General features: G+C 65.9%; 21 protein-coding genes and 1 other RNA gene. 16 read left to right on the forward strand and 6 right to left on the reverse strand.

The window, feature by feature from the left end; translation table 11 throughout:
• Window positions 1-491, reverse strand: a 491-nt coding sequence (locus LCF60_RS13500; RefSeq protein ID WP_292292436.1) for an NAD(P)H-dependent oxidoreductase subunit E, incomplete at its 3' end; no start/stop codon positions are given.
• A 189-nt stretch (window positions 492-680) separates the two neighbouring features.
• On the opposite strand from LCF60_RS13500, the gene LCF60_RS13505 reads away from it, so the two are divergent.
• A complete protein-coding gene (locus LCF60_RS13505; protein ID WP_292292438.1) occupies window positions 681-1,082 on the forward strand; it encodes a hypothetical protein in 402 nt (133 codons plus the stop codon).
• 75 nt (window positions 1,083-1,157) lie between these two features.
• Here the strand turns inward: LCF60_RS13505 and LCF60_RS13510 are convergent, their stop codons facing one another.
• A complete protein-coding gene (locus LCF60_RS13510; protein ID WP_292292439.1) occupies window positions 1,158-1,901 on the reverse strand; it encodes a Bax inhibitor-1/YccA family protein in 744 nt (247 codons plus the stop codon).
• A 188-nt stretch (window positions 1,902-2,089) separates the two neighbouring features.
• Window positions 2,090-2,311, reverse strand: coding sequence for a DUF1127 domain-containing protein (locus LCF60_RS13515; protein ID WP_292292440.1), 222 nt, complete (start codon window positions 2,309-2,311; stop codon window positions 2,090-2,092).
• 124 nt (window positions 2,312-2,435) lie between these two features.
• On the opposite strand from LCF60_RS13515, the gene LCF60_RS13520 reads away from it, so the two are divergent.
• Window positions 2,436-3,314 carry a LysR family transcriptional regulator gene (locus tag LCF60_RS13520; protein WP_292292441.1) on the forward strand — a complete coding sequence of 293 codons (879 nt, stop codon included), beginning with the start codon at window positions 2,436-2,438 and terminating at the stop codon, window positions 3,312-3,314.
• A 109-nt stretch (window positions 3,315-3,423) separates the two neighbouring features.
• On the opposite strand, the gene LCF60_RS13525 is transcribed toward LCF60_RS13520, so the two are convergent.
• A complete protein-coding gene (locus LCF60_RS13525) occupies window positions 3,424-4,389 on the reverse strand; it encodes an NADPH:quinone oxidoreductase family protein (protein ID WP_292292442.1) in 966 nt (321 codons plus the stop codon).
• Between the two features lie 297 nt (window positions 4,390-4,686).
• On the opposite strand from LCF60_RS13525, the gene LCF60_RS13530 reads away from it, so the two are divergent.
• From LCF60_RS13530 to LCF60_RS13560, 7 genes are all read left to right on the forward strand, one after another.
• Entirely contained in the window at window positions 4,687-5,067 is a 381-nt protein-coding gene (locus tag LCF60_RS13530) for a helix-turn-helix transcriptional regulator (RefSeq protein ID WP_292292518.1), read from the forward strand.
• A 53-nt stretch (window positions 5,068-5,120) separates the two neighbouring features.
• Entirely contained in the window at window positions 5,121-5,921 is an 801-nt protein-coding gene (hisN, locus tag LCF60_RS13535) for a histidinol-phosphatase (protein ID WP_292292444.1), read from the forward strand.
• Window positions 5,922-6,039: 118 nt separating this feature from the next.
• Window positions 6,040-7,371, forward strand: coding sequence for an 8-oxoguanine deaminase (locus LCF60_RS13540; protein ID WP_292292446.1), 1,332 nt, complete (start codon window positions 6,040-6,042; stop codon window positions 7,369-7,371).
• Window positions 7,372-7,653: 282 nt separating this feature from the next.
• On the forward strand, window positions 7,654-8,364 hold the full coding sequence (locus LCF60_RS13545) for an alpha/beta hydrolase (protein ID WP_292292447.1): 711 nt from the start codon (window positions 7,654-7,656) through the stop codon (window positions 8,362-8,364).
• A gap of 164 nt (window positions 8,365-8,528) precedes the next feature.
• An RNA gene (rnpB, locus tag LCF60_RS13550) (RNase P RNA component class A) lies at window positions 8,529-8,906 on the forward strand.
• A gap of 122 nt (window positions 8,907-9,028) precedes the next feature.
• Window positions 9,029-9,196: a 50S ribosomal protein L33 gene (gene rpmG, locus LCF60_RS13555; RefSeq protein ID WP_028958297.1), complete on the forward strand. Its 168-nt coding sequence runs from the start codon at window positions 9,029-9,031 to the stop codon at window positions 9,194-9,196.
• A 133-nt stretch (window positions 9,197-9,329) separates the two neighbouring features.
• On the forward strand, window positions 9,330-9,956 hold the full coding sequence (locus tag LCF60_RS13560) for a hypothetical protein (RefSeq protein WP_292292448.1): 627 nt from the start codon (window positions 9,330-9,332) through the stop codon (window positions 9,954-9,956).
• Window positions 9,957-9,994: 38 nt separating this feature from the next.
• Here LCF60_RS13560 and guaD read toward each other — a convergent pair whose 3' ends face one another.
• Window positions 9,995-11,281, reverse strand: a complete 1,287-nt coding sequence (guaD, locus tag LCF60_RS13565; protein ID WP_292292450.1) for a guanine deaminase — start codon at window positions 11,279-11,281, stop codon at window positions 9,995-9,997.
• Between the two features lie 129 nt (window positions 11,282-11,410).
• Between guaD and mgtE the strand changes: the two genes are divergently transcribed.
• From mgtE to LCF60_RS13600, 7 genes are all read left to right on the forward strand, one after another.
• Window positions 11,411-12,805: a magnesium transporter gene (mgtE, locus tag LCF60_RS13570; RefSeq protein WP_292292451.1), complete on the forward strand. Its 1,395-nt coding sequence runs from the start codon at window positions 11,411-11,413 to the stop codon at window positions 12,803-12,805.
• Complete coding sequence (locus LCF60_RS13575) at window positions 12,802-13,362, forward strand: 5-formyltetrahydrofolate cyclo-ligase (protein ID WP_292292452.1); 561 nt, start codon at window positions 12,802-12,804, stop codon at window positions 13,360-13,362. Before mgtE ends, LCF60_RS13575 begins: the two co-directional genes overlap by 4 nt.
• Window positions 13,363-13,550: 188 nt before the next feature.
• Entirely contained in the window at window positions 13,551-15,068 is a 1,518-nt protein-coding gene (locus LCF60_RS13580) for an FAD-binding oxidoreductase (RefSeq protein WP_292292453.1), read from the forward strand.
• Window positions 15,065-16,933 (forward strand): hypothetical protein, encoded by a 1,869-nt coding sequence (locus LCF60_RS13585; RefSeq protein WP_292292455.1) that lies wholly within the window; start codon window positions 15,065-15,067, stop codon window positions 16,931-16,933. The genes LCF60_RS13580 and LCF60_RS13585 overlap by 4 nt, the downstream gene beginning before the upstream one ends.
• Complete coding sequence (locus tag LCF60_RS13590) at window positions 16,926-18,755, forward strand: ferritin-like domain-containing protein (protein WP_292292456.1); 1,830 nt, start codon at window positions 16,926-16,928, stop codon at window positions 18,753-18,755. The genes LCF60_RS13585 and LCF60_RS13590 overlap by 8 nt, the downstream gene beginning before the upstream one ends.
• The gene (locus tag LCF60_RS13595) at window positions 18,745-20,064 is read left to right on the forward strand and encodes a radical SAM protein (protein ID WP_292292457.1); all 1,320 of its coding nucleotides are present in this window, start codon (window positions 18,745-18,747) and stop codon (window positions 20,062-20,064) included. Before LCF60_RS13590 ends, LCF60_RS13595 begins: the two co-directional genes overlap by 11 nt.
• Window positions 20,051-21,433: a hypothetical protein gene (locus LCF60_RS13600; protein ID WP_292292458.1), complete on the forward strand. Its 1,383-nt coding sequence runs from the start codon at window positions 20,051-20,053 to the stop codon at window positions 21,431-21,433. The genes LCF60_RS13595 and LCF60_RS13600 overlap by 14 nt, the downstream gene beginning before the upstream one ends.
• Here LCF60_RS13600 and LCF60_RS13605 read toward each other — a convergent pair.
• Window positions 21,378-24,692: an AAA family ATPase gene (locus LCF60_RS13605; protein WP_292292460.1), complete on the reverse strand. Its 3,315-nt coding sequence runs from the start codon at window positions 24,690-24,692 to the stop codon at window positions 21,378-21,380. The genes LCF60_RS13600 and LCF60_RS13605 overlap by 56 nt on opposite strands.
• Window positions 24,693-24,766 lie beyond the last annotated feature (74 nt).

Here is a 24,766-nt window from a genome sequence, read left to right on the forward strand (position 1 = left end):
GGCGTGGCGTGGTCGATATGGTTGTGGCCCAGTTCCAGCACCGGCGCGGTGTCGCAGCGGCCCATGCAGGGGGCGCGCAGGACGCGCACCGCCGTCGGATCAAGCCCATCCTCCAGCGCCTGTTGCAGCGCCTGCGCACCCGCCAGTTCGCAGGAGAGCGAATCGCAGACCCGGATGGTCAGCGCGGGCGGCGGGGTCTCGCCCTCTTTCACAACGTCGAAATGCGCGTAGAAGGTGGCGACCTCGTAGACCTCGGCCATGCTCAGACGCATCTCTTCGGCCAGCGCGCGCAGATGATCGGCGCTCAGATGGCCATGCGCGTCCTGGACCAGGTGCAGGAATTCGATCAGCAGATCCCGCCGGCGCGGCCGGTCGCCCAGCAGCGCTTGTACCTCGGCCAGCGCCGCGTCGCTGTACTGACGGCCCTTGGGCGTCTTGCGCCCCTTGCCCCGTCCGGATTTCCACACACCCTTGCGTTCGTCCAATGCCATCTGGGTCGTCCCTTGTTCGCGTCTGGCGGCAAACTCGCACAGGCGCGACCGGGTCACGAGCCTGAAAACGACGCTAATCGCAGCCCAACCGCCCAAGGGTGGGCGTGCATTGTACCACAGCGTCGATTTTCGGAAATCTTACGCCGATGTCATTTGTGCCGACCCGCCGTGTTGGGTAGGATCCGCGGCATGAAACAATATCTGACATTTGCAGCCGTGGCTGCCTGCCTGGCCTTCCCCGCGATGGCGGCAGAGCCGATGAACGGCGCAGAGTTCGAATCCTATGTCACCGGCAAGACGCTGTATTTCGGGCAGAACGGTGAGGCCTACGGGGTCGAGGAATATCTCGAGGACCGGCGCGTGCGCTGGTCCTTTCTGGACGGCGACTGCAAGGACGGGGTCTGGTACGAGGAACAGGGCATGATCTGCTTTGTCTACGAGGACAATCCGACGCCGCAATGCTGGTCCTTCTTCAAGGAGGCGAACGGGCTGCGGGCGATTTTCGAGAACGACCCGAACGCCACGACGCTCTACGAGGCGCAGCAGAACGACGAGCCGATGATGTGCCTGGGGCCGGAGGTTGGCGTGTAGGCACGCGACGACACAAAAGGACACAAAAAAAGGCCGGTCAGATGACCGGCCTTTCGCATTAATTGGCGGGATGTCTTATTCCCGGTTGCCCAGCAACTGCAGCAGGAACATGAACATGTTGATGAAGTCGAGGTAGAGACGCAGCGCGCCCATGATCCCGGACTTCGCCAGCCATTCGCTGTCGGCATGCGATGCATGCTGGAGATATTCGTTCTTGATCGACTGCGTGTCATAGGCGGTCAGACCCGCGAAGATCAGCACACCCAGAACCGAGATGGCGAACATGATCGCCGGCGATTGCAGGAAGATGTTGACGATCATCGCCACGACCAGACCGATCACGCCCATGATCAGGAACGCGCCCCACCCCGAGATGTCCTTCTTGGTGGTGTAGCCATAGAGCGACAGGCCCGCGAAGGCGATGGACGTGACCAGGAAGACCTGGGCGATGGACATGCCGGTAAAGGCCACGAAAATCCAGCTCAGGCTGAGGCCCATGACTGCGGCGAAGACATAGAAGAACGTCTGGGCGCCCGCCGCGGACAGCTTGTTGATCATCGCGCTGAAGGCGAACACCATGACGAGCGGTGCGAACATCACGATCCAGCCAAGAATATTCGGCTGGAGTGTTGCAGGATCGCGGAACACCGCCAGCAGGTCGGGGCTTGTGCCCACGGCCCAAGCGACAGCAAAGGTGAGCAGCATGCCGATCGACATGGTTGCATACACCTTGTTCATGTGCGCGCGCAGACCCTCATCAATCTGGGCGGCTCGGGCGCCAGCAACGCCGGTCGTCCGGATTGTGTTATACTCAGCCATTTATCCCTCCGAATAAAACTCAGGCATCTCCCACACCTGTGAAAGACTTCTGGAGAGAATATCGTGTCTTCTCGCTTGCATTTCAAGCTTGAGAAACCGTGGGACATGTCGAAAAATGTGCAGAAAATGCATTATTTGGCTCTGTGCCCACGGAACCGGTCCCCGGAAACGGTGTTTTTCCGCGATCTTCAGCGAAACCAGCTGTCTGGCGCGTCCCAGATCGGGCGCGATGCCTCCTCTGCGGCGGTCTGCCGGTCAATGCCGATATCGTCCAGCAGATGCGGCTCGAGCGCGGCCAGCCGTGCGCGGCTGCGATGCAGCGCCATTGCGCGGTTGAACCGGTCCAGCGCGGTCTCGCGCGGCGCGGTGTGGGTCCATCGTCCGAGGACCGCCCCCATCATGTTGGTCATGTCGTATCCTTTCTGATCCGTGATGCTTCTGGCTGAAACCATCGTGTTGCCTGATGTATATGCGGATGCTACCTTCATTTGTGAAACGAATGTTTTTGAACTCAATCATCATGGTTTGTGATACATGCGGAATCTCGACATCACGACGCTCAGATCCTTCATCGCGGTGGCCGATGCGGGCGGCGTCACGCGCGCGGCATCCTTTCTGAACCTGACGCAATCGGCGGTGTCGATGCAGATCAAACGGCTCGAGGAAAGCCTTGACCTGCGGCTGCTGGACCGGCGCGGGCGCGGGGTGGCGCTGACCTCGGCGGGCGAACAGCTGCTGGCCTACGCGCGCCGGATCGTCGATCTGAACGACGAGGTTTACGGCAAGCTGACCAACACCACCTGGGAGGGCGAGATCATCCTGGGCGTGCCGCATGACATCATCTACCCGGCGATCCCCAACGTGATGAAGGCGATGCAGCGCGACTTTCCGCGGGTGAAGGTGCAGCTGTTCAGCTCCTACTCGAGCGACCTGAAAGAGAAATTCGCGCGTGGCGAGGTCGATGTGATCCTGACCACCGAAACGACACCGGACCGGGCGGCGGAGATCCTGATGAATGTGCCGTTGCGCTGGTATGGCGCGCCCGGCGGTCAGGCCTGGAAGGTCAGCCCCCTGCCCGTCGCCTTCTGCAACCATTGCTCGTTCCGTCCCGTGGCGCTGAGAAAGCTGGAACAGGACGGCGCGGCGTGGGACCTGGTGCTGTCTTCGGACAGCGACCGCGCCATCGAAGTGGCGGTCAGTGCCGATCTGGCGATCACCTCGGTGCTCGAAGGCCATGAGCCACCGCAATTCGAGGCGATCCCCAATTGCGCGGAACTGCCCGACCTTGGCCAGCAGTCGGTCGCGCTGTATCGCGGCACGGCGCGGCCGCAGATCATCGAACCGCTCTGCGATCTGCTGCGACGGGAATTCGCGGCGATCTCGGGCGTCGACCTGCGCGCGGCGGCGGAATAGCAGCCAAGGCCCTTCGAAGGGCCTTGCGTACGCGGTTTGGAAACCGCGTCTCCAAGCGTGTTCGAACACGCTTTACCAAGTCGCTTCGAAGCGACTTCGCCCGGCCCGGTCAGGATGTGATCTCGACAACCACCTTGCCGGTGGACTTGCGTGTGCGCAGCAACTCCAGCCCCTCGGCCACCGTCTCGAACCGGAGCCGGTGGCTGACATGCGGTTTCAGCTTTCCGACGCCGTACCATTCCATCAGAGTGGCCAGGCTCTGCGTTACGATTTCCGGCCGGAACTGGATGTAGCCGCCCCAGTAGACCCCCAGCACCGACAGGTTCTTGACCAGCAGATGGTTCGCCTTGATCTGCGGCACCTCTCCGCTGGCAAACCCGATGGGCAGCAACCGCGCCTCGGGCTTGCACGATCGGAACGCCGCCTCAAACTGCGCGCCGCCGACCGGATCGTAGACCACGTCCGCCCCGCCCAGCGCCTTCATCTCGGTCCGGATGTCCTGCGATTCGGCATCGATCAGGTGATCCGCGCCCGCCGCCCGGGCCGCCTCGAGCCGGGCCGCGCCCCGCGCGCAGGCCACGACGGTGGCGCCCATCAGCTTGCCGATCTCGACCGCCGTCAATCCGACGCCCCCGGCGGCCCCCAGCACCAGAAGCGTCTCACCGGGCTGCAACCGCGCCCGGTGCTCCAGCGCGACATGGCTGGTGCCATAGGCGATCTGGAACGCCGCGGCGTCCGTCATCGACATGCCATCGGGAAGCCTGACCGCGCGGCGCGCATCGAAACAGCCGTATTCCGCCAGCCCGCCCTGCCCGCCAAAAACCGCGACCCGGTCTCCGACGGCGACCGTATCGACCCCCGTGCCCAGGGCGTCGACGACGCCCGACACCTCCATCCCGAGAGTGAAGGGAAGATCCGGCGTGTCCTGATAGGTGCCCGTCACCATCAGCAGATCGGCAAAATTCAGCCCGCACGCGTGGATTCGCAGCCGAATCTCGCCTGCCGCGGGGTCAGGCATGGCGACATCGGTCATCTTTGGGGGGGTGGTGTGGCTGTGGACCTGAAACGCTTTCATAGGGGCTTCCTGCGGAGAATTATCTTTCGCTTACCATGACTTAGATCAGGCCGCCTGTCACGGCGCCGCGGCCACAACGACCGCAAGAAATTACCGAAGACTCCGTCATGATTGCATTTTGTTAACCATTTTCTGGTTTGCCCGGCCAAATTTCTTGCCCTGATACCTGCCATGCTATAGCGTTTTGTCATTCACAATCGGATAGGTTGTCTCAAGAATGCTTCTGTCTTAAGCGCGGTGGAGAATTTCCTGTCTGACCAAAAAAAATCGATAACGCGCCTTTCGAAAGGAAGCACGATGGCACATCCTGTTGACGTCCATGTGGGAAAAAGAGTTCGGCACCGCCGATGGCTGGTCGGAATGACCCAGCAGCAACTGGCGGAAAAAGTCGGAATAAAATTTCAACAAATCCAGAAATACGAGACCGGTGCAAACCGTGTCAGCGCCTCGCGCCTTTGGGATATCGCCGACGCGCTCGACGTGCCCGTGGCGTTCTTCTTCGAAGGCATCGCCGAAAGCCAGCAGGACGGTGCATCGACCCCCAGGGCAGATGCGGTTCCGGCGGATCTTCTTGGCGACAAGGAAGCGCTCGATCTCATCCGGTCCTACTACGCGATTCCCGAAAACCAGCGGCGCCGCCTGTTTGAACTGGCCCGCGTGCTGTCAGACGTCGCTTGAGCCTGCATGCCTCCTGGGGTAGCCCGTAAGGGGCTGCTTTCAGGAGGCTTTTCATGACCCGTTTCACCTCGGCAGATGCGTCCGACCTCTGGTCGGTGGCGGAACAGATGGCGGATGCCGCGCGGGCGGCGATCCTGCCGCATTTCCGCAGCATCGGCCTTGCCACCGACAACAAGCTTGCGGGCGGGTTCGACCCCGTCACCATCGCCGACCGCGCCGCGGAAACCGCGATGCGCGACGTGCTGGCCCGCCTGCGGCCCGATGACGGGATCCTCGGCGAAGAGCATGGCAGCGTCGCGGGCACCAGCGGCCTGACCTGGGTGCTCGATCCGATCGACGGCACGCGCTCCTTCATCAGCGGCACGCCGACCTGGGGCGTCCTGATCGCGTTGTCCGACAAGACCGGCCCGCTCATGGGCATGATCGACCAGCCCTATGTCGGCGAACGCTTCATGGGCGGGCTGGGCCGGTGTGACTGGACAGGTCCGGGGCGCAGGGACCTGCTTGGCACCAAACCCACGACCGACCTGTCACAGGCCATTCTGTTCTCGACCTTCCCCGAAATCGGCAGCCCGGATCAGCGCACCGCGTTCGAACGTGTCACCCCGAAGGTCAAACTGACCCGCTACGGCTGTGACTGCTATGCCTATGCCCTGCTTGCCGCCGGTCAGATCGACCTCGTGATCGAGGCCGGTCTGAACGCCTATGACATTCAGGCCCCGATCGCCGTGATCGAGGCGGCCGGCGGCGTTGTCACCCAGTGGGACGGCACGCCCGCGCATGATGGCGGCACGGCACTCGCCGCCGCCACGCCTGAATTGCACGCCGCCGCACTGGCCCTGCTCAAAGGCTGACAAACCGCGCAAGACGCGCTACGCTTTACCCGCCCGGACGAGTCCTTCCGCTCCTTTTCTGTCGTCCCGGCGGGGTCTTCACACCGAAAAGGGCACGCTTATGTGTGGAGGGAACGGCATGGCCATCCTGATCAAGAACGCAAGAACTGTCCTGACGATGGACACATCGCTGTCGGAAGTCGCGGACACCGACATTCGCATCGAAAACGGTGTGATCACCGAGATCGGCGCGGGTCTGACCGGCCCGGAGAACATTATCGACGCCAAGGGCTGTGTCGTCACACCGGGCTTGGTGAACACCCATCACCACCTCTACCAGACCCTGACCCGCGCGGTGCCCGGCGGGCAGGATGCGCTGCTCTTCGGCTGGCTCCAGACGCTCTATCCGATCTGGGCGCGGTTCGGTCCCGAAGAGATGTTCGTCTCGGCACAAATCGGGCTGGCGGAACTGGCGCTCTCGGGCTGCACGCTGACCTCGGATCACCTCTACCTCTACCCCAACGGCGCGCGGCTGGATGACACCATCGCCGCCGCACAGGACATCGGGATGCGGTTTCACCCGACACGCGGCGCGATGAGCATCGGCGAAAGCGACGGCGGCTTGCCGCCGGATGCGCTGGTCGAAGACGAGGCCGCGATCCTCGAGGACTGCATCCGCGTGATCGACGCGCATCACGACGCCAGCGCAGGGTCGATGGTGCGGGTGGGCGTGGCCCCCTGTTCGCCCTTCTCGGTCAGCCGCGACCTGATGCGCGATGCCGCCCTTCTGGCCCGCGACAAGGAGGTGATGCTGCACACGCATCTTGCCGAAAACGACGAGGACATCGCCTACAGCCTCGAAAAATTCGGCTGCCGCCCCGGTCAATATGCCGAAGACCTTGGCTGGACCGGGCCGGATGTCTGGCACGCGCATTGCGTGAAGCTCGACGGGCACGAGATTGATCTTTTTGCCAAATCCCGCACCGGCGTTGCCCATTGCCCCTGTTCGAACTGCCGCCTTGGATCGGGCATCGCCCCGGTGCGCGCCATGCGCGATGCCGGTGTGCCGGTGGGTCTGGGTGTCGACGGATCGGCCAGCAACGACGCCGGCAACCTCGTGGCCGAAGCCCGTCAGGCGATGCTGCTGCAACGGGTCGCGAACGGCGCCAACGCCATGAGCGCCCGCGAGGCGCTGTTCATCGCCACGCGCGGCGGGGCCGAGGTGCTGGGCCGTCCCGATTGCGGCCAGATCGCCCTGGGCAAACGCGCCGATATCGCCATCTGGGATGTCACCGGCGTGGAAAGCGCCGGAAGCTGGGATCCGGCGGCGCTCTTGCTGGCGGGGCCGACGCGGGTGAAACACCTGCTGATCGAGGGTCGGCAGATCGTGCGCGACGGGCATGTCACCACCCTCGATCTGCCCCGCGTGATCGAGCGTCAGACTGCGCTGGCCCGCAGGCTCATGAACTAGGCGCCGCATTATCCCCTGCAAAAGAATGCCGGATACGTCGAAGCGTCTGGCACGTGCCTCATGATTTGCTACTGTCCCCGCAAGCCGATGCAAAAACGGGGCCGAGCATATGTCGCGCATCAAGACCACCCATGTCGGATCGCTGCCGCGAACGCAGAAGGTGGTTGATTTCCTCTTTGCCCGCGAGAACCGGGTTTCGGTGCGGTGGACCCGGAAATCGCCTGTGCCAAGCTGGAAACGCTGGCCAGGGGTGCCGCCCTCGCCTCGGGACGCTTTTGAACGATGATCGAACCCGTCGTTTTCCTGCCGGGCATGATGTGTGACGCACGGCTTTTCGAGCCGCAGATCCGTGCCTTTTCCGCCACCCATCCGGTGATGGTCGCGCCGATCACCCATGGCCAGCGGGTCGAGGAGATCGCCTCGGGCCTTCTGCCGCTTCTGCCGCAGAAATTCGCGCTCGCCGGGCTGAGCATGGGCGGCATCGTGGCGATGGAGATCCTCCGCCGGGCGCCGGAACGGGTGACCCGCGTGGCGCTGATGGACACCAATTGCCTGGCCGAGACACCGCAGGTGGCCGCCGACCGCGAGCCGCAGATCGTCAAGGTGAAATCCGGCAAGCTGTCCGAGGTGATGCGCGACGAGCTGAAGCCGGGCTTCCTTGCCCCCGGCCCGCGTCGCCCGGCGGTGCTGCAAACCGTGATGGACATGGCGCACACGCTGGGCCCCGAGGTGTTCCTGAACCAGTCCCGCGCGCTGCAACGCCGCCGCGACCAGCAATCCACCCTGCGCAAGATCCGCCAGCCCGCGCTGGTGCTCTGCGGCGCCCATGACGCGCTGTGCCCGGTCAAGCGCCACAGCTTCATGGCCGAACTGATCCCGCATGCGCGGCTGGTCGTGCTCGAGGATGCAGGCCATTTGCCGACGCTGGAAACCCCGGACGAGACAAACGACGCGCTGTGGGACTGGCTGCACCAGCCCTACGTGCTGCGCTAGGGGCACGATGCGTCGACGCATCGCGGATGTTCCGTCAACGGAACATCTTGAGGGCTCTGCCCTCAAACTCCCGGGATATTTGCGAACCGGAGAAGACAAGCGCGCGCACCGCCTGAAACGGAGCGATTGACCGCGGTGCCATCTTCGCCTACGCCACGTTTCGCGCGGAGGGCCGGATGGCCGCCCCCGACAAGGGGGAGGAAAGTCCGGACTCCCTGAAGCAACGGTGCCGGGTAACGCCCGGGCAGGGCAACCTGACGGAAAGCGCCACAGAAAACAGACCGCCCCGATTTCGGTCGGGGCAAGGGTGAAACGGTGGGGTAAGAGCCCACCGGGGGGCTGGCAACAGTCCCCGCATGGCAAGCCCCACCGGGAGCAATGCCGAATAGGGGGATCGCGCCGCGCGTCGGCAGGGTCGCTTCAGCCCAGATCCCCGGGTTGGCAGCACGAGGCCGGTGGCAACATCGGTCCCAGAGGAATGGTCATCCAACCTCGGGGCAACCCGAGGGGGACAGAATCCGGCTTACAGGCCCTCCGCGCGTTTTTCTGTCCGCCTGAAGCAAAGAACCCCGCGTGAAGGGTTGACTCGGTCGCGCGCACGGGTAGAAGGCGGCGTTCAAGATGACATTCACGGGCAGTCCTTGCCCGATGCAGGAGACGACCCATGGCGAAGCCGACCACAATCAAGATCCGCCTGAACTCGTCTGCGGGAACGGGCCACTTCTACGTGACCAAGAAAAACGCGCGGACGATGACGGAAAAGATGTCTGTTCGGAAGTACGACCCCGTCGCGCGCAAGCACGTCGAGTACAAGGAAGGCAAGATCAAGTAAGCCTTCCGTTTCACACGGACAGTGAAGACAAAGCCGCGTCGGGGTCTGCCTTGCGCGGCTTTTTCGTGTCCGTTCGAGGCGTCTGCGCGGCCGGCGGATTCAAGACGGTTGATCGACACGAGGGTCAGCATCTATGAAGGACCGGCAGTTCATCTTTTCAGACAACGACGAGGACGACATCCTGTCGCGCATTCCGCCCCTCTTTGCCCTGGCCTTTCTGGCGGGCGCCCTGATGGTCGGCACGCCCGGCCATACCCAAGGGTATGGCACGGGGAACCGCGCGCAGACCATGGCTCCGCAATCTGTCGAGTCCGTCATCCGCGGATTCACCGAGGGTGCGCGCCGCTTGTGCGGCAATGTCCCGGATCCTGCTTACACGGTGGATTGTGTCGCCGATTATTTCGACTGGCTTGCAGACAGGCTTCCCCAGGACCGGGAGTTTCGCGAGGCCGAGACCATCATCCGCGATGCGGCACGTCAGTTGAACCGCGTGGCGCGCGACAATGCCTCCACGACCAAGCGCCCGGCAATGCTTCGGTTGAGCGACAGCAGCGCGCAGTCGGCGCGGACCAGCCGCGAGGTGATCCCGGTGGCCCCGGACCGCCAGGGCGCGGCCCGCGCCGCAGCGGTCGCCATCGTGCAGGAGGCCGAGACCCGGCTTCTGCGCGCCGCAGACAGATCGCAACGCCGCAGGGTCGCCTATTCAAGCATCGCGGCAGCCGTGGGGAATTCTTCGCTGATCCTGTTGCGCTCTGGCTAGGCCGGGCCGCCTGTGCGGTGAGGATCGGCGATCCTTCGTCAGGCCCGCCGCCCCATCACCCAAGCCCCGGTCACAGCCCGGTCATCGCCCATCATGATCGTCGGGAATACCGCCTCCCAGATATCCGCCGCCCGCGTGCTGCGTTGGGCGATGGCGGGCGTTGACCCCAGATCGAGCGTGATGAAATCCGCCTCAGACCCCGGCGCCAAAGTCCCCACGCGGTCCGCGATGCCCAAAGACCGCGCCGAACCTTCGGTCGCCAGCCACAAAAGCGCCGACGGGTGCAGCGCGACACCGCGCAGTTGCGCCACCTCGTAAGCTGCCGCCATCGTCCGCAGCATCGAGAACGACGACCCGCCGCCGGTATCGGTGGCCAGCCCGATGCGCTGCCCTTCGGCCACCAGACCTGCCATGTCGAACAGGCCCGAGCCGATGAAGGTGTTGGACGTCGGGCAATGCACCAGGGCCGCGCCCATTTCGCGCAGGCGGTCGCGTTCGCGGGGTTCCAGGTGGATCGCGTGGCCGTAAAGCCCGTTTGCGCCCAAGAGCCCGTGCGCTTCGTAGGTGTCGAGGTAATCCCGCGCCTCGGGGAAAAGTCCGCGCACCCAGGCGATCTCGTCTGTCTGCTCGCTCAGATGGGTCTGCATCAGGCAATCGGGATGTTCGGCCCACAAGGCGCCCAGCGCCGACAATTGCTCCGGCGTCGAGGTGGGCGAAAAGCGCGGCGTGATCACGTAAGACGCCCTGCCCTGCCCGTGCCAGCGTTCCAGCAGCGCCTTGCTGTCGTCATAGGCCGATTGCGCGCTGTCGCGCAGCCCGTCCGGTGCGTTGCGATCCATGCAGGTCTTGCCGCCCAGCACCCGCATCCCCCGCGCCGAAGCGGCTTCGAAATAGGCGTCCACGCTCTCGGGATGGATCGTGCAATAGCTGCACATGGTCGTGGTGCCATGCGCCAGCGCCAGATCGAGATACCGCCCCGCGATGTCCGCCGCGTAACCCGGATCGCCGAACCGCATTTCCTCGGGGAAGGTATAGGTGTTGAGCCAGTCGATCAGCCGCTTGCCCCAGCTCGCGATCATCGCGGTCTGCGGATAGTGCACATGGGCGTCGATGAACCCCGGCAGGATCAGCGCCTGGCCGTGATCCTCGATCGTGGCCTGTGGATACGCCCGCCGCAGATCGTCCGCCGTGCCGCGCGCCAGCACGTGCCCGTCCTGCACGGCAATCGCGCCGCGGACATCGTGAACCGCCACCTGCGGCCCCTCCAGCATCGGGTTGCCGTCGAACCAAAGCGTCTGGCCGAGATGGAGCGAAATGTCTGACATGGGATGCCCTTTTTGACCCTGGCAGCGCCATCCTATCTTTGGCCAAGCGGATGGTAAATTGCGCGCGCGCTCTGTTTTCTCCCGCGGTGATTGCGTAAGGATGGGCACGGCAGGAAAGCGAGGGGCAGGATGAGCGAAGACCAGACCATCGAGGCACCTGAGACCGAAGATCTCGACGGCGCCTACAGCCTGGGGCGCAAGGCGGTGGCCCAGATCCTCTATGCCGTCGATATCGACGACCGCGAACAGCTCATCGAGCTGATGGAGCCGCTGCACCCGGCCGACATCGCCGACCTGCTCGAACAGGTCAATTCCTTCGACCGGATGCGGCTGATCAAGCTTTATGACAAGGAATTCGACGGCGACATCCTGTCGGAGCTGGACGAATCGATCCGCGAAGAGGTCATCGGCCTGCTGTCGCCCCAGGTGCTGGCCGACGCCGTGCGCGAGCTCGAAAGCGACGATGTTGTCGATCTTCTCGAGGATCTCGAGCAAGGACAGCAGGACGCGATTCTCGATGCGCTGGAAGACAGCGACCGGGTGGCGGTTCAGCAGTCCCTGACCTTCCCGGAATATTCCGCCGGACGCCTGATGCAGCGCGAGGTGGTGATGGCACCCGAGCACTGGAATGTCGGTGAGGCCATTGATTTCCTGCGCAATTCCGACACGCTTCCGGATCAGTTCTACCACATCACGCTGGTCGATCCGCGGTTGCGCCCGGTGGGCAATGTCACCCTGGGCAAGCTGATGGGATCGCGCCGGGAGGTGCTGCTGAGGTCGATCGTCGAAGACACGTTCCACATCATCCCGGTCGACCAGTACGAAGGCGACGTGGCCTATGCGTTCAACCAGTATCACCTGATCTCGGCGCCGGTGGTCGACGAGAACGAGCGGCTGGTCGGGGTCATCACCATCGACGACGCGATGGCGGTGCTCGACGAGGAGCACGAGGAGGACATCCTGCGCCTTGCCGGTGTGGACAGCGAAAGCTCGGTCTCGGACCGGGTGCGCGAAACCACAAGGCGGCGCTTTCCGTGGCTTTTCGTGAACCTGGTCACGGCGATCCTCGCCAGCCTGGTCATTTCCCAGTTCGAAGAGGCGATCGCGACCATCGTGGCGCTGGCGGTGCTGATGCCCATCGTGGCCTCGATGGGCGGCAATGCGGGCACGCAATCGCTGACGGTTGCCGTGCGGGCCCTGGCGACCAAGGACCTGACCGGATCGAACGTCTGGCGCGTGCTTCGCCGCGAGGTGCTGGTGGGGCTGATCAACGGGCTGGCCTTTGCGGTCATCATGGGGGCCGTCGGCTATGTCTGGTTCGGGTCGCTGGCGCTTGGCGGGGTGATCGCGGCGGCCATGGTGATCAACCTTGTCGTGGCCGGGCTTGCCGGGACCGGAATTCCCATCGTGCTGGAAAAATTCGGCATCGACCCGGCGCTGGCGTCGGGCGCCTTCGTGACCACCGTGACCGACGTGGTGGGCTTCTTCGCCTTCCTCGGCCTGGCCGTCGTGGTGCTGCTATGACGCTCGAGGCGCAAAAGGCCGCCGCCCGCAGCGCCGCTTTTGCCCGGCGCAAACTGGCGCATGAGACAGGTCATCGCGGCGCTGCAGGACATCTGAGCCAGGTGCTCGCCGGATATCGCGGTGTGCCTCTGTCGGGCTACATGCCGATGCGCACCGAGATCGACCCCCTGCCCGCCATGTCCGAGGCCGCGGCGCATGGACGTGTCGGCGTGCCGGTGATCCGCGCCAAGGCGCAACCGCTGGTGTTCTCGCAATGGGAACCGGACTGCGCGCTGGTCGATGGCCCGTTCGGCGCGATGGTGCCGGCGGTGGAGCGGTTGATCACCCCGGAAGTGCTGATCGTGCCGCTGGTCGCGTTCTCGCGCAGCGGTGGGCGGCTCGGCTATGGCGGCGGGTTCTATGACCGCACGCTTCAAGGTCTGCGGGCGCAGCGCCCGACACTGGCCATCGGCTTTGCCTATGCCGCGCAGGAGGACGCGGAACTGCCGCTGGAGGCGACGGACCAGCCGCTCGACATGATCGTGACCGAGCGCGAGGTGATCGAGATCACCCGCTAGGTTCGACAGGCGGGACTCCCGCGCGGCGTCCGACCGACCTGTCTTGCAGCCTCGTTGCAACCCGCCCGATCTTTGGGCCGATCCGTGTTGGGCATTCCCGAAACTGTCTGATGAACTTGACAGGTCTTCCTCGCCTCTCCCATAGTTGGTCATAGTTTGATTAATTTTTTCAAGGGCAGGACCGACACATGCGAAGGCAAGCACGAGTCCTGTCAGGGTTGAGACACGCCAAGGTCGAGACCGGCCTTCCGTCATTCTCGGACGAGGCAAAAGCCAAGTTGTCGGCCAGATTCGCGGGCTCCGTCACCTATGCGGACATGCCGGGCTACAATGACGCCCGCATGGGCTTCATGCACACCTATCAAAGCTTTCCGCAGATCATCGGCTATTGCGTCTGCGAAAGCGACGTGGTCGCGATGTTGGCTTTTGCGCGGGATTGCGGGCTGAAGGTCGTCGCGCGGGCGGGCGGCCATTCGACGGCGGGGTTTTCCGTCAACGATCAGGTCGTGGTCGACACCAGCGGCCTGTCGCATGTGCTGATCGACAAGAACGCGCGGCGTGCCCGCGTCGGGGCCGGCGCGAATTTCCGCAAGCTGAACCTGATGCTGGACGGCACCGGCCTGCACGTTCCGGGCGGCGGCTGCGAAACCGTCTGTGTCGCGGGATACATGCAGGGCGGCGGCTACGGGTTCACCTCGCGGCTCTTCGGGATGAATTGCGACCTCGTCGAGGCGGTCACGATGGTGCTTGCCGACGGCAAGGTCGTCCGCGCCTCCGAGGACGAGCACACCGACCTTTTCTGGGCGGTGCGCGGCGGCACCGGCAACCAGTTCGGCATCCTGACCGAGATCGAATACCGCCTGGTCGAACTTGACAGGCTGTTCGCCTTCGGGCTGCGGTTTCCCCTGACCAGCCGGGCCGGGATCGACACCGCCTGTCGCGTTCTGCAGGATCTGCAGACGGGCTATACTGATGGCGGCGCCCCGGGGGTCGGGCTTCAGGCGCTTCTGATGAACCTGCCGACCAAGGACAAGCCCGAGGCGCAGGAACCGGGGCTGATGATCCGCGGGGTGTTCGACGGCACCGAAGAACAGGCCCGCGCGGCGATCCAGCCGCTTCTGGCGCATGTCACCGACGAGGCGACGCAGATCGAGATATGGCAGACCGGACGCTACCTGCATCTCAACGAGATCCTTTTGCAGACGGCGCACCCGCCGGGCATCGACATGCCGGCGGTGTCGATGAACACCAAGCCGCTGGTCGACAGCCGCATCCTGCCTGTTCATCACGACTCGGACAGGTGGCGCGAGATCGTCACGCTTTTCCTCGCCGCGCCGGACAAGACCAGCTTCATCGCGATGGAATGCTACGGCGGCGCGATCAATGACATTCCCCCCGACAAGACGGCCTTTGTCCACCGCACCGACAGCCTCGACATGTTCGCCTGGTCCTTCTGGACCTTCGACGCCACCCGCGATTCCGCGATCGGGTGGCTGGACGATTTCGGGCGGATCGCGGGCAGCATGGCCGTGGACAGCACGGGCCTCCAGCGGCGCTACCAGAATTATCCGCGTCGCGGCACCCAGGATTTCGGCGACGCCTATTTCGGCACGAATCTCGACCGCCTGCTCCGCCACAAGCAGACCTACGATCCGACCGGTCTGTTCGATTTCGAGCAGGGCCTGATGCGCTGCGAGGGCTCATGACCGACAAAGGACACACGGCCGGGACCTGCGCCTGCAAGAGCGCCAACGGAACAGCCTGCGCGCCCTGGTGCGGGCGCGACCCGATGTCCGGCAAGATCATCGGGGTCTATCTCGATCCACCGATGGCCATTGCCCGTGTCGGCGGCGCCAGGCACCCGATGGACGCCTACACCTGGGAGATCGACGAGAACCCGCATCGCGGCGTGCAGACCCGGATCGTGCCTGCGCCGTCGCTGCACCCGAGATCCGAACGTGGCGACGGGCACTGGCCGCACCGGCTGGTCGTGCACAGGCCCGAACGGATCACCTTCAAGGACGATCACGGGCACATCAAACCCGTGGCGCCGTTCTTCGAGCTGTGGGCGCGGGTGCAGGACGACACTGGCAGCACCGTGTCCGTGCCGGTGACCGAGACCTTCCTGACCGCACGGGGCGCATCGCTTGCCGACGTGGTCTTCACCGTCGATGCAGGCAACCGCAAGGCGCAGTCGCGCACCAAGCTGGCCTCCTGTGCAGCCCTTGCCCATGTCGTCTTCGCCGCCGACAGCTACCGTCCGCACCGGCTCGACGCGATCAGCCCGCGCACCCGCGACCAGGTGCCCTTGGTGCGCCCCGACGCGCCGCTGCCGCTGGGCAGCGTCCAGACCTTCAAGCCCAACCGCGACGACTGGTCCTGCCAGACGCGGCTCGACCAGGTGCGCCTGCGCTTCACCCCGGGCAAGGGCGACACGTTCGGCCCGCCGGATGCCGGCATCGCCACCGCCTCGCCGCGCACGCCGGGGGATTTCGAACCGGCAGTCACCGAATATGGCACCGCCCATGCGATGACACGGCCCGAAAACCGCTTTCTCAGCCCCGACACGCCGTGGTCCGGGTTCAACTTCCGCACCGGCGGCACGCCGAAATGGCCGACCCCGCAAGACAGCTATGACGGCGCGCGCGAAGGCGCGGGGGATGGCTGGGGCACGATCGATGACACCTGCGACGTGATCCTGCAGGCCTCCCTGACCATCGGTGGCCGCAAGTTCAGGGCGATGGCCCGCGCCTTTGCCGGCCCGCCCGATTTCGCGCCGGATCGTCGCCCGATGTATTCGATCCGCGACGAGCTGGAAGATCGCGAACTGCCCAGCCCGGTTCCCGACATCGACACGACACCGGACGAGATCCTCGACCTCTTCCGGCGCATTTTCGAAACCGCGAGCCTGGTCAATCTCGATCAGCGCCGGGCCTGGGCCTTGGCCGGGAACGCCGGGATGCTGGGCGGATCGGGTCCCGATGATCCGGATTGGGATGACGGGATTTCCCCCCGCCTCGGCCCGAAAAGCATGCGCGCAGACGACGCGCCTTATGCCCAGATCACGCCGGACTACACCCCTGGCCAGGGCGACACCCGCGTGCCCAGCGCGGGCCCGCACGAGGCGCTGCCCTACACGATGGTCGTACAGCAGGTGCACGCCCGCATGGCCGACAGCCCGGTGCTGCGCGAATTCCTTGCCCGGCGGCCGGACCGGGTGCGGCAGATCATCCGCCCGCCCTTTGGCCGCGTCGCCGATCTTCCCGCCCGCGTCGGCATCCGCAAACCGGCCGAGGTGCCGGTGGGCAAATGGGATGCCGACCCGACCGACGGCGCAGACCCCCGGCAGCCCTCCGAGACGGCCCCGCCGCGCTACCGCGATCCGCGTGACGTGATGGACATTGCCTATGACATGCGCATGCCCCCCTTCATGCGCCATTCCATGGGGGTCCCGCTCAGCATCACGCGGCGGCAGTATGACATGCTGATGGGCTATCTCGACAGGCTGGAAACCGACCCGCTCTGGCGCGCCGATGCTGCATCCGGCAAGAGGGAGCACGACAATGGCTAAGCCGCCCGAACCTCTGAACCGCGCGGCCATCCTTGGTCCGCCCTATCCGCAGCCGGTGCTGGGCAACCCGGTCTCGAGCCTGATGGAATCGGGGGTGGGGAATTGTTACCCCGGTCTCGAATTCGACATCCGCCAGCTGGATGTGCGGTTCTTTCCCGGACTGACCTTCGAATTCCTCGGGCTGGAACCGGCAGGCCCGGATGGCACGCAGGGCGTGCGGCTGGTCAATGCCGAGGCCGAAAGCGACCCCCTGTTCGACGACCCCGCGCCGTGGCTGAAGGCGCTGAAACGACAGCTGAACGGCCCCGAAGGCGGCGCGCTGGGGGATGGCGACTGGTACCTGCACGCCGTCGCGCAGCACGGCAGCCGCATCGAGCTTTACGATTTCAACGTCTTCCAGAACGCCGTGCAGATGACGCCGTACGAGGGCGAAACCTGCTGGTGGATCATCCGCGGCGTCGAGGCGGATGTCGACCTGACCGTGGAGCTGACGCAGCGCGCGCCAAGCGGCCAGCCCCTTGGCAACCCGGTGGTGCTGCATGGGCGTCGACGGCATTTCCTCGATGACACGGGCATGATCCCGGACGTCTATCGCGCGGGCGAACTGACCGCGTCGATGTGCAGCCCGTGGACCCATGATTTCCGCGACTGCGCCTGCCAGTACTGGGCCTCCAACCACCCCGACGTGGTGCTCGGAGAGGTTGTCGGCCCGCAGGCCGAAGACGGCAACGCGGCCGAGGACGCCGCGCAGCCCGTGACCTTTCTTGACTGGATGCGCCGTCGCGGCCCGGCGCAGGACATCGCTGCGGCGTCCACCCAGGAACGGGCGCGGCCCGAACGTTATGACCCCTACGAGATCAACCTGCGCTGGCAGGAGCTCGATTTCGTGCTGCACGGAACCGAAACCGACGGTACACCCGAGATGCCGCCGCTGACCGCACTGCACGCAGCTTACCCCTCGCTTCAGGACGTAATCACCGCCCTGACGGACGACCTTGCCCCGCTCGAATTCACCTTGTCGATGGTCTATCTCTACGCCTTCTTCTCGTTGCGCGCGCCGGAAGACATCAGCGAGGACGAGCGCCGGGACTGGCCCGATCTGGCCGACGATCTGCGCGCCGCACGGCAGCTTGTGCTCTCCGTGGCTCTTAGCGAAATGACCCATATGCGCTGGGTCAACCAGGTGCTCTGGACGCTGGACCGTGCAGGGCTCTATCCCAAGGGAAAATACAAGCCCATCGTCCAGCCACATAGCGACGCAAGCAAGACGGCCGCGGCGGAATCGTCAGACCTTGAAGATCGGGTGCTAGGCCTGCGACCGGCAACGCCGGACGCGATTGCCGATTTCATCGCGGTCGAACGCCCGGCCAATCGGCTGGACCGCGAATATGCCGGTCTGGTCGATCATCTGCGCGCCAATGCCGACGGCTATCCCGCCGGGCTTTACGAACTGGCGGTGCGCATCGACAGCGACGGCTTGCAGCACTACCAGAAGTTCCGGGACGTGAAGCTGATCCTGTCGCGCTACGAGCATGACACGTCGATCTACCTGCGCGACGTCAAGCTGGCCGATGCCGATGATCCCGCCGTGGCCGACGCGCTTGGCCTGCTGGCCGATATCGTGGACAACACGATAAAAGGCTACCAGGCCGAACGCGCCGATGACATGCCCCGCGCGGACGCCTGCATCCAGGCCGCCCGCAGCGCGATGCGCAGCTTTCAGGTCGAGGCCGAGGCGCTGGCCAGCGGGGCCAGGAAACCTGGCGAAAGTGTGGGCGTTCCGTTCTTTGCCGCATGGCAAGGCCACGGCGATGGTCAGTGACCTGATCGCGGCGGCCCGGCCGCGCAGCAAACACGCGCATCTGGCCGGCCAGGTCGCGCTGATGGCCGAAACGGCGGCGCTCTACCGGTTGGATGACGCGCAGGCGGCACAGCTTGCCGATGGGCTGATGACCGGCGACGCGGGCACGTCGGACGCCCTTGGCCGTCTTGGCCTGACGGCGCATGACATCGCGCCGCCCCCCGCCGATCTGACACGTCCGGTGCGGGCGCTGGCGCTCAACGTGGCGCAGACCTGCAACCTCGCCTGCGTCTATTGCTACGCCTCGGGCGGCACGTTCGGCGGCCCGGACACGCGGATGCCCTGGGACGTGGCGCAAAAGGCGATCGACGCGCTGATCGACGACACACCGCCGGGGGGCAGCATCAAGATCGCCTTCATGGGTGGAGAACCGACCGCCGCACGTGCCCTGATCCGGGACAGCGTGCTGCATGCGCGCCGCCGTGCCGCCAGCCGGGCGATCTCGGTCGGGTTCTCGATCACCACCAACGCGACCCTGCTGACCGAGCAGGACGCGGCGTTCATGGCCGAGCATGGCTTTGCCGTGACCGTCAGCCTCGACGGTGCGGCTGCCGCCAATGACCGATTGCGCCCGACCCGCGGCGGCTCGGGCAGTTTCGACCGCGCGGCACGGGGCCTGCAATACCTGACCGCGCATCATGACCGCCTGTCGCTCTCGGCGCGGGTCACCGCCACACCCGACAATCTGGACCTCGGGTCGACGATGGACGCGCTTGGCGCGCTCGGGTTCACGTCGGTCGGCGTGTCCCCGATGATCACCTCGCCGACCGGCAAGGGCACGCTGGATGGAGAGGATTACGCGACGCTTCTGGCCGCGATGATCGGCTGCGGCACCGCCTGGATGCAGGCAACGCTCGACCGCAAGCCGCACCCCTTCGCCAATCTTGCCACTGCGCTTGTCGAACTGCACCGGGGCCAGCCGCGCAGCCATTCCTGCGGTGCGGCGCGCGATTACCTCGCCGTGGACGCCTCGGGCGATTATGCCGCCTGCCACCGGTTCGCCAAGAACCCGGCCGGGTACATGGGGTCGCTGGGCGACGGTATCGACCACGCGGCGCGCAAGGACTGGCTGGCCGACCGTGCGGTCGAGCGTCAGGTTCCCTGCCAGACCTGCTGGGCGCGGCGCCTGTGTGGCGGCGGTTGTCACCACGAGGTCCTGAATGCCGGTCGCCCCGCCTGCGACTATGTCCGGGGCTGGCTGCACTTCGCGATGACCGCCTATGCCCGCCTGATGGATGAACGGCCCGACTGGTTCGATGGCGTCGCCTGACCTCGACGTCGCGATCCTCGGCGCGGGACCAGCGGGTGTCGCGGCCGCGCGCGGTCTGCTGGCCGAGGGCTGGCGCGTTGCGGTGATCGACCCCGACCAGCCGCCTGCCCCGCGCATCGAAAGCCTGCCCGCCAATGGCCTGGCCCTTGCGCATAGCCTGGGGCTTGGCCCGACCTTGGCAGCAGCGGGGCGCGGCCATGTCGGCGCGATGCGGCTTTACTGGCGCGCACAGCCGGAAACCCGGAGCTTCGGCCCCGGCGACGCACCGCTGCTGCTGGACCGCACCGTGCTGCATGCCGCCTTGCGCGACAGCATCCCGCCCGAGTGTCTGCGCAGGGGCCGTGCCCGCGATATCCGGCAGCACGACGAGATCGTGCACCTGGAGATCGGTGGAACACCGATCACGGCCCGCTTCGTCGTCGATGCGCGTGGCCGCGCCGGCCAGCGTGGCGTGGCAGGGGCAGGTTCCGAGATCGCGCTGGCCTTCACCGCCCGGCTCGACGGGACGCCAGACTGCACGATGCTGTTGCATGCCCTGCCCGACGGCTGGCTCTGGGCCTGCACCCTGCCCGACGGAACCCTGTCGGGGGCAGTGTTCGTGCCCGCCACCGACATGGCCGGGCTCGACGCGGCCGCGCGCGCCGCACGGCTGGCCGGGCATCTGGGCGAAGCGGGCCTCGGGCCGCCGCTGGAGGCGCGTGCCGGTGCCGTGGTGCCGGCCATGTTGCAGATGGTGCAGGACCCGTTCGCGGACCGGCGCATCCTGCGGATCGGCGATGCCGCGCTGGCGCGCAATCCGATCGCGTCGCACGGGCTGGTCCATGCCTTGCGCAGCGGCGCGCAGGCGGCAGCGGCCGTGGCGACCCTGCTCGATGCGGATGGCGACGATGACGCGGCTCGGGTCTTCATCCGCACCAGCCATCGGAACGCGACCATGGCGGCGCAGGACACGACCGCACGTTCGCTTGCCGACCAGTCCCTGCACCGGACCGCGTTCTGGTCGGGCCCCGCCACGAACCGGCCCCCTGTTCAGCCCACCCCCGCGCCCATGCCGGACCTGTCGCAACCGCTCGGGCTGCTGCCCCTGCGCCGCATGCCGATGCTCGCGGATGGCCGGATAAGCTGGACCGAGGCGATCTGGCTGCCCCGCAGCGGGCGCAGCGCGGCACGGTTCGGCGGAATCGGCGCGGCGGAACTGGCCGGCTTCCTGATGCCGCCTGCCCCGGTGTCCGTCCTGAAAGCGCGGCTCGAGGCGGCGTTCGGACCGCGGACCGCCCGCGCGCTTCTTCAGGAGTTGCTTGGCGAGGGTGCGCTCAGCGCGCTTGCGCCCGGGCGGCGTGGTCTTCCAGCAGAGACAGCGCACGGGTGACGTCGCGGCCTTCGTCATGCGAGATCATCCGGTCCAGGACGGCCTGCAACCGCGCCTGCGCCTGTTGCGATGGCATCGCTTCGACCATGTCGCACAGGATGCGGAGCGCCAGCATGTCGGCGCGCATCTCCTCGGCCACGTCCAGCGCGGCCTCACGCCCCGCCTGGGCCGCGTCCACATCCCCGCGTGCGGCCAGAACCTGCGCCCGCAGCCGCATCAGCTCGGGACGCACCATCGTTTCTCCCGTGCTTTCCTGCACATGCTCGGCGTGATCCAGCGCCGCCTCGACAGCGTCAAGGTCGTTCCCGGCCAGATGTGCCTGCGCCAGCAATGCGCCTGTGATGGGCTGGTAATTGTAGGGATTGACCTGCCGGAACAACTCGTGTCCGTCGCGCAGCGATGCCAGTTCGCCGGCGGTCGGCGGCAGGTCGCGGCAGATCAGATCTGCCGCCTCGTACATGAAGCCGCTGGTGCCCCGCATCACGCTCAGATCATGCATCCGGCCCAGGTCTCCGGCCTCGACGGCGCAGGCCATGGCTTCGGGACCGTTCTGCGCCAGCCCCATCAGCATGGCCCGGAACAGCAACGCCTGCGCCAGCGAATGCACGTGCTCGATCCGCCGCGAATGGCTGACCGAAAAACTGCTGGTCTGGTCCGCGCCGACCGGATCGCCACGCAGCCATTGCGCAAAGGACAGGAACACCGCGCTGATCTCGGCATGATCGTAGCCGAGCAGATGCGCCAGCGCCCCGTGCCTGTGTTCGTCATATTGTGCGAGCGCCGCGCGCATGCTGGCGATGCATTCGTCAAACGCACCGGTATGCAGCGCCACCGACCCCGCGCAGCGCCGCCCGATCATCAGATAGGTCTCGTCTTCGGCGGCCTCGGCGGCGTCGCACAGCTGGGCCGCCCAGACCCGGGCCGCGTCATAATTCGCGCCGACCAGCGCATGTGCGAAAAGCGCGAACAGCGCGATCAACTCGCTGCGGCTGTCGCCAAGACTGCGGGCGAGGTCCAGTTGCTGTCCGACAAGCGCGCCGACCGCGTCAGACGCGATTCCGAAGCGCGCCCGGCTGACGGAGGATTTCGCGAAAAGCACCTTGAGCCGCAGGGCATCATGCTCCGGGCTCGGCCCGAGGTGATCCAGCGATGCAAGCGCCCGGTCCAGATGGTGGTTCGCCTCGATCAGGGCCGACCGCTTGAGCGCCGCTTCTCCGGCTGCGAAGGACAGGGGCGCGGCCTCTTCATGCTGCCCCCCCTGGAAGGCATGCCAGGCGAGCTTCCCGGATCTGTCGGTGTTCGACTGGAGCGCCGCCCCCTTGAGGGCCGCGAACACCGCGCGGTGCAGGGCCTCGCGATCGGACTTCACGAGGCGTTCGTAGCAGACTTCCTGAAACAGGCTGTGCCGAAGCGTCAGCCGATCGTCATGCGTCCCGCCCGCCGCGCGCAGGATGCCTGCCTCGATCATTTCGGCAATCGGCGCATCCAGATCGTCGGGCCTCACGCCCAGGACGCCCGCAAGGGTCGTTGTGTCGGTCGGTTCGTTGAAGACCGCCATCGCCGCCGCCACGCGATCGCCGCGCCGGAGCCCGTCCAGACGACTTGCGATGCTCTCGTAGATCGAGGCCGGGATCTGGGTGTGCTGGTCGAGCATGGCATCGCTCCAGCCCCGCGCAGAGCGGGCCAGCGTCTCGAGCATCAGCGGATTGCCGTTGCTGCGCTTCAGGATCGTTCCGGCAACCTGACCGGGCAGCGTTCTGGCACCCAGATGCTGGTCCATGATCGCGCGCGCGGTGCTCTTGTCCAGCCCGGCAAGCGCGACATGGGTCCGGTCCACATCCTCGGTCCAGATCGAATCGTCGCCATGGCGCGACGTCGCCAGGATCATGACCGCGCTGCCTTCGGCCTTGCGCGCGCAGGCTTCCAGCAAATCCCGCGTCGTCGGGTCCGACCAGTGGATGTCCTCGATCGCGATCAGGCAGGGTTCCGGTCCGGGGCCGACAAGAAACTGCGCCACCGTTTCGAGAAACAGGCTGCGCAGGCGCGCCGGGGCCAGATCGCTGGGCGCCCGCCCGGCCAGTCCCAGGAATTCCGCAACCGCGTCGACCTGCGCCGGCGTGGCCTCTGCAAACAGCCGGTGCAGGATCTCCCGGCGGACCGAGGGCTCGGACTCGAGCGTGCCGCCAAGCATGCCTTCCAGCAGCTGGACAACGGGGTGCAACGGGACGCGTTCGGCCAGCGGATCACAGTGGATGCGCAGGATGCGCGCCTGCCCGTCCTCGAGGCCGCTCAGAAGGTGATCGAGAAGGTTCGACTTGCCGATCCCTGCCTCGCCCGAAACAAGCGCGAAGACGGGCCGGCCCTCGCGCGCCTGCTGCCAGAGCGCCAGGAGCCGTTCCTCCGCCTCGCGGTGCGCGCCCGGAACGCGAGGCCCGGACGCCGGCTGCGACTTTGCCAGCGCCGGGCTGGCCGCCGTCACCTCGAAGATCTCGGTCTTGTCAGCGAAGCCTTTCAACGCGGCGGGCGGCAGCGCCCTGAAGCCGAAGGTTTGCGTCGCCAGGCCCTGCGTCGCGCCGTCCACCAGGATCGTGCCCGGGCGGGCGAATGTCTGGAGGCGCGAGGCCCGGTTCACCGGCGCTCCGATCAGTTGCAGGCCGCGATTCAGGTCGCGGTCGGGATAGCCGACAATCGCCTTGCCGCTGGCGATGCCGATCCTGGCAACGACGTCCACACGCGCGCCGCCGATCGTCCGTTGCGGCATCTCCGCGAGCGCGGCATTCAGCGCCAGCGCCGCGCCGATCGCACGATCCGCATCCACGCCGCGCGTCACCGGAAAGCCGAACAGGATGATGACCCCGTCCCCCTGCAGGGCCGCGACATAACCGCCGTAACGCTGGGCGGCGCGTTGCGCGGCGTCGTAATACTGCTGAAGGATATCGCGCATCTCGTCGGGATCGATCCGCCCGAGAAGTTCGGTAAAGCCAACCAGATCGCTGAACAGGACCGAAACGCGCCGCAAGGCGGGTTCCGGGGCCATCATCGTCGCGGGTTCCGGCAGCGCCGCCTCTCGCTGCTGTGGCCTGAGCCGTTCAAGAAGCTTGCGCCGCTGCCCCAGTGTCAGGCCCAGTTCGCGCAGATCGCCGTCTTCGAGCGTCGTCAGCACGCCCAGATCGATATCCTCGTCCGCAAATTTGTCCACAAGGTGCGCGAGCCCGACATCCGCGAGGATCGCAACGACATCCGGATCCTGACTGGCCACGCTGAGTCCCCCGCTCTGCTCTGGACGAGGAAAAACAAAAGCTTCAACCGTCCTCTCCAGCTTAACCTGACATA

Source organism: Marivita sp. (assembly GCF_020055635.1).
Classification (GTDB): domain Bacteria; phylum Pseudomonadota; class Alphaproteobacteria; order Rhodobacterales; family Rhodobacteraceae; genus Marivita.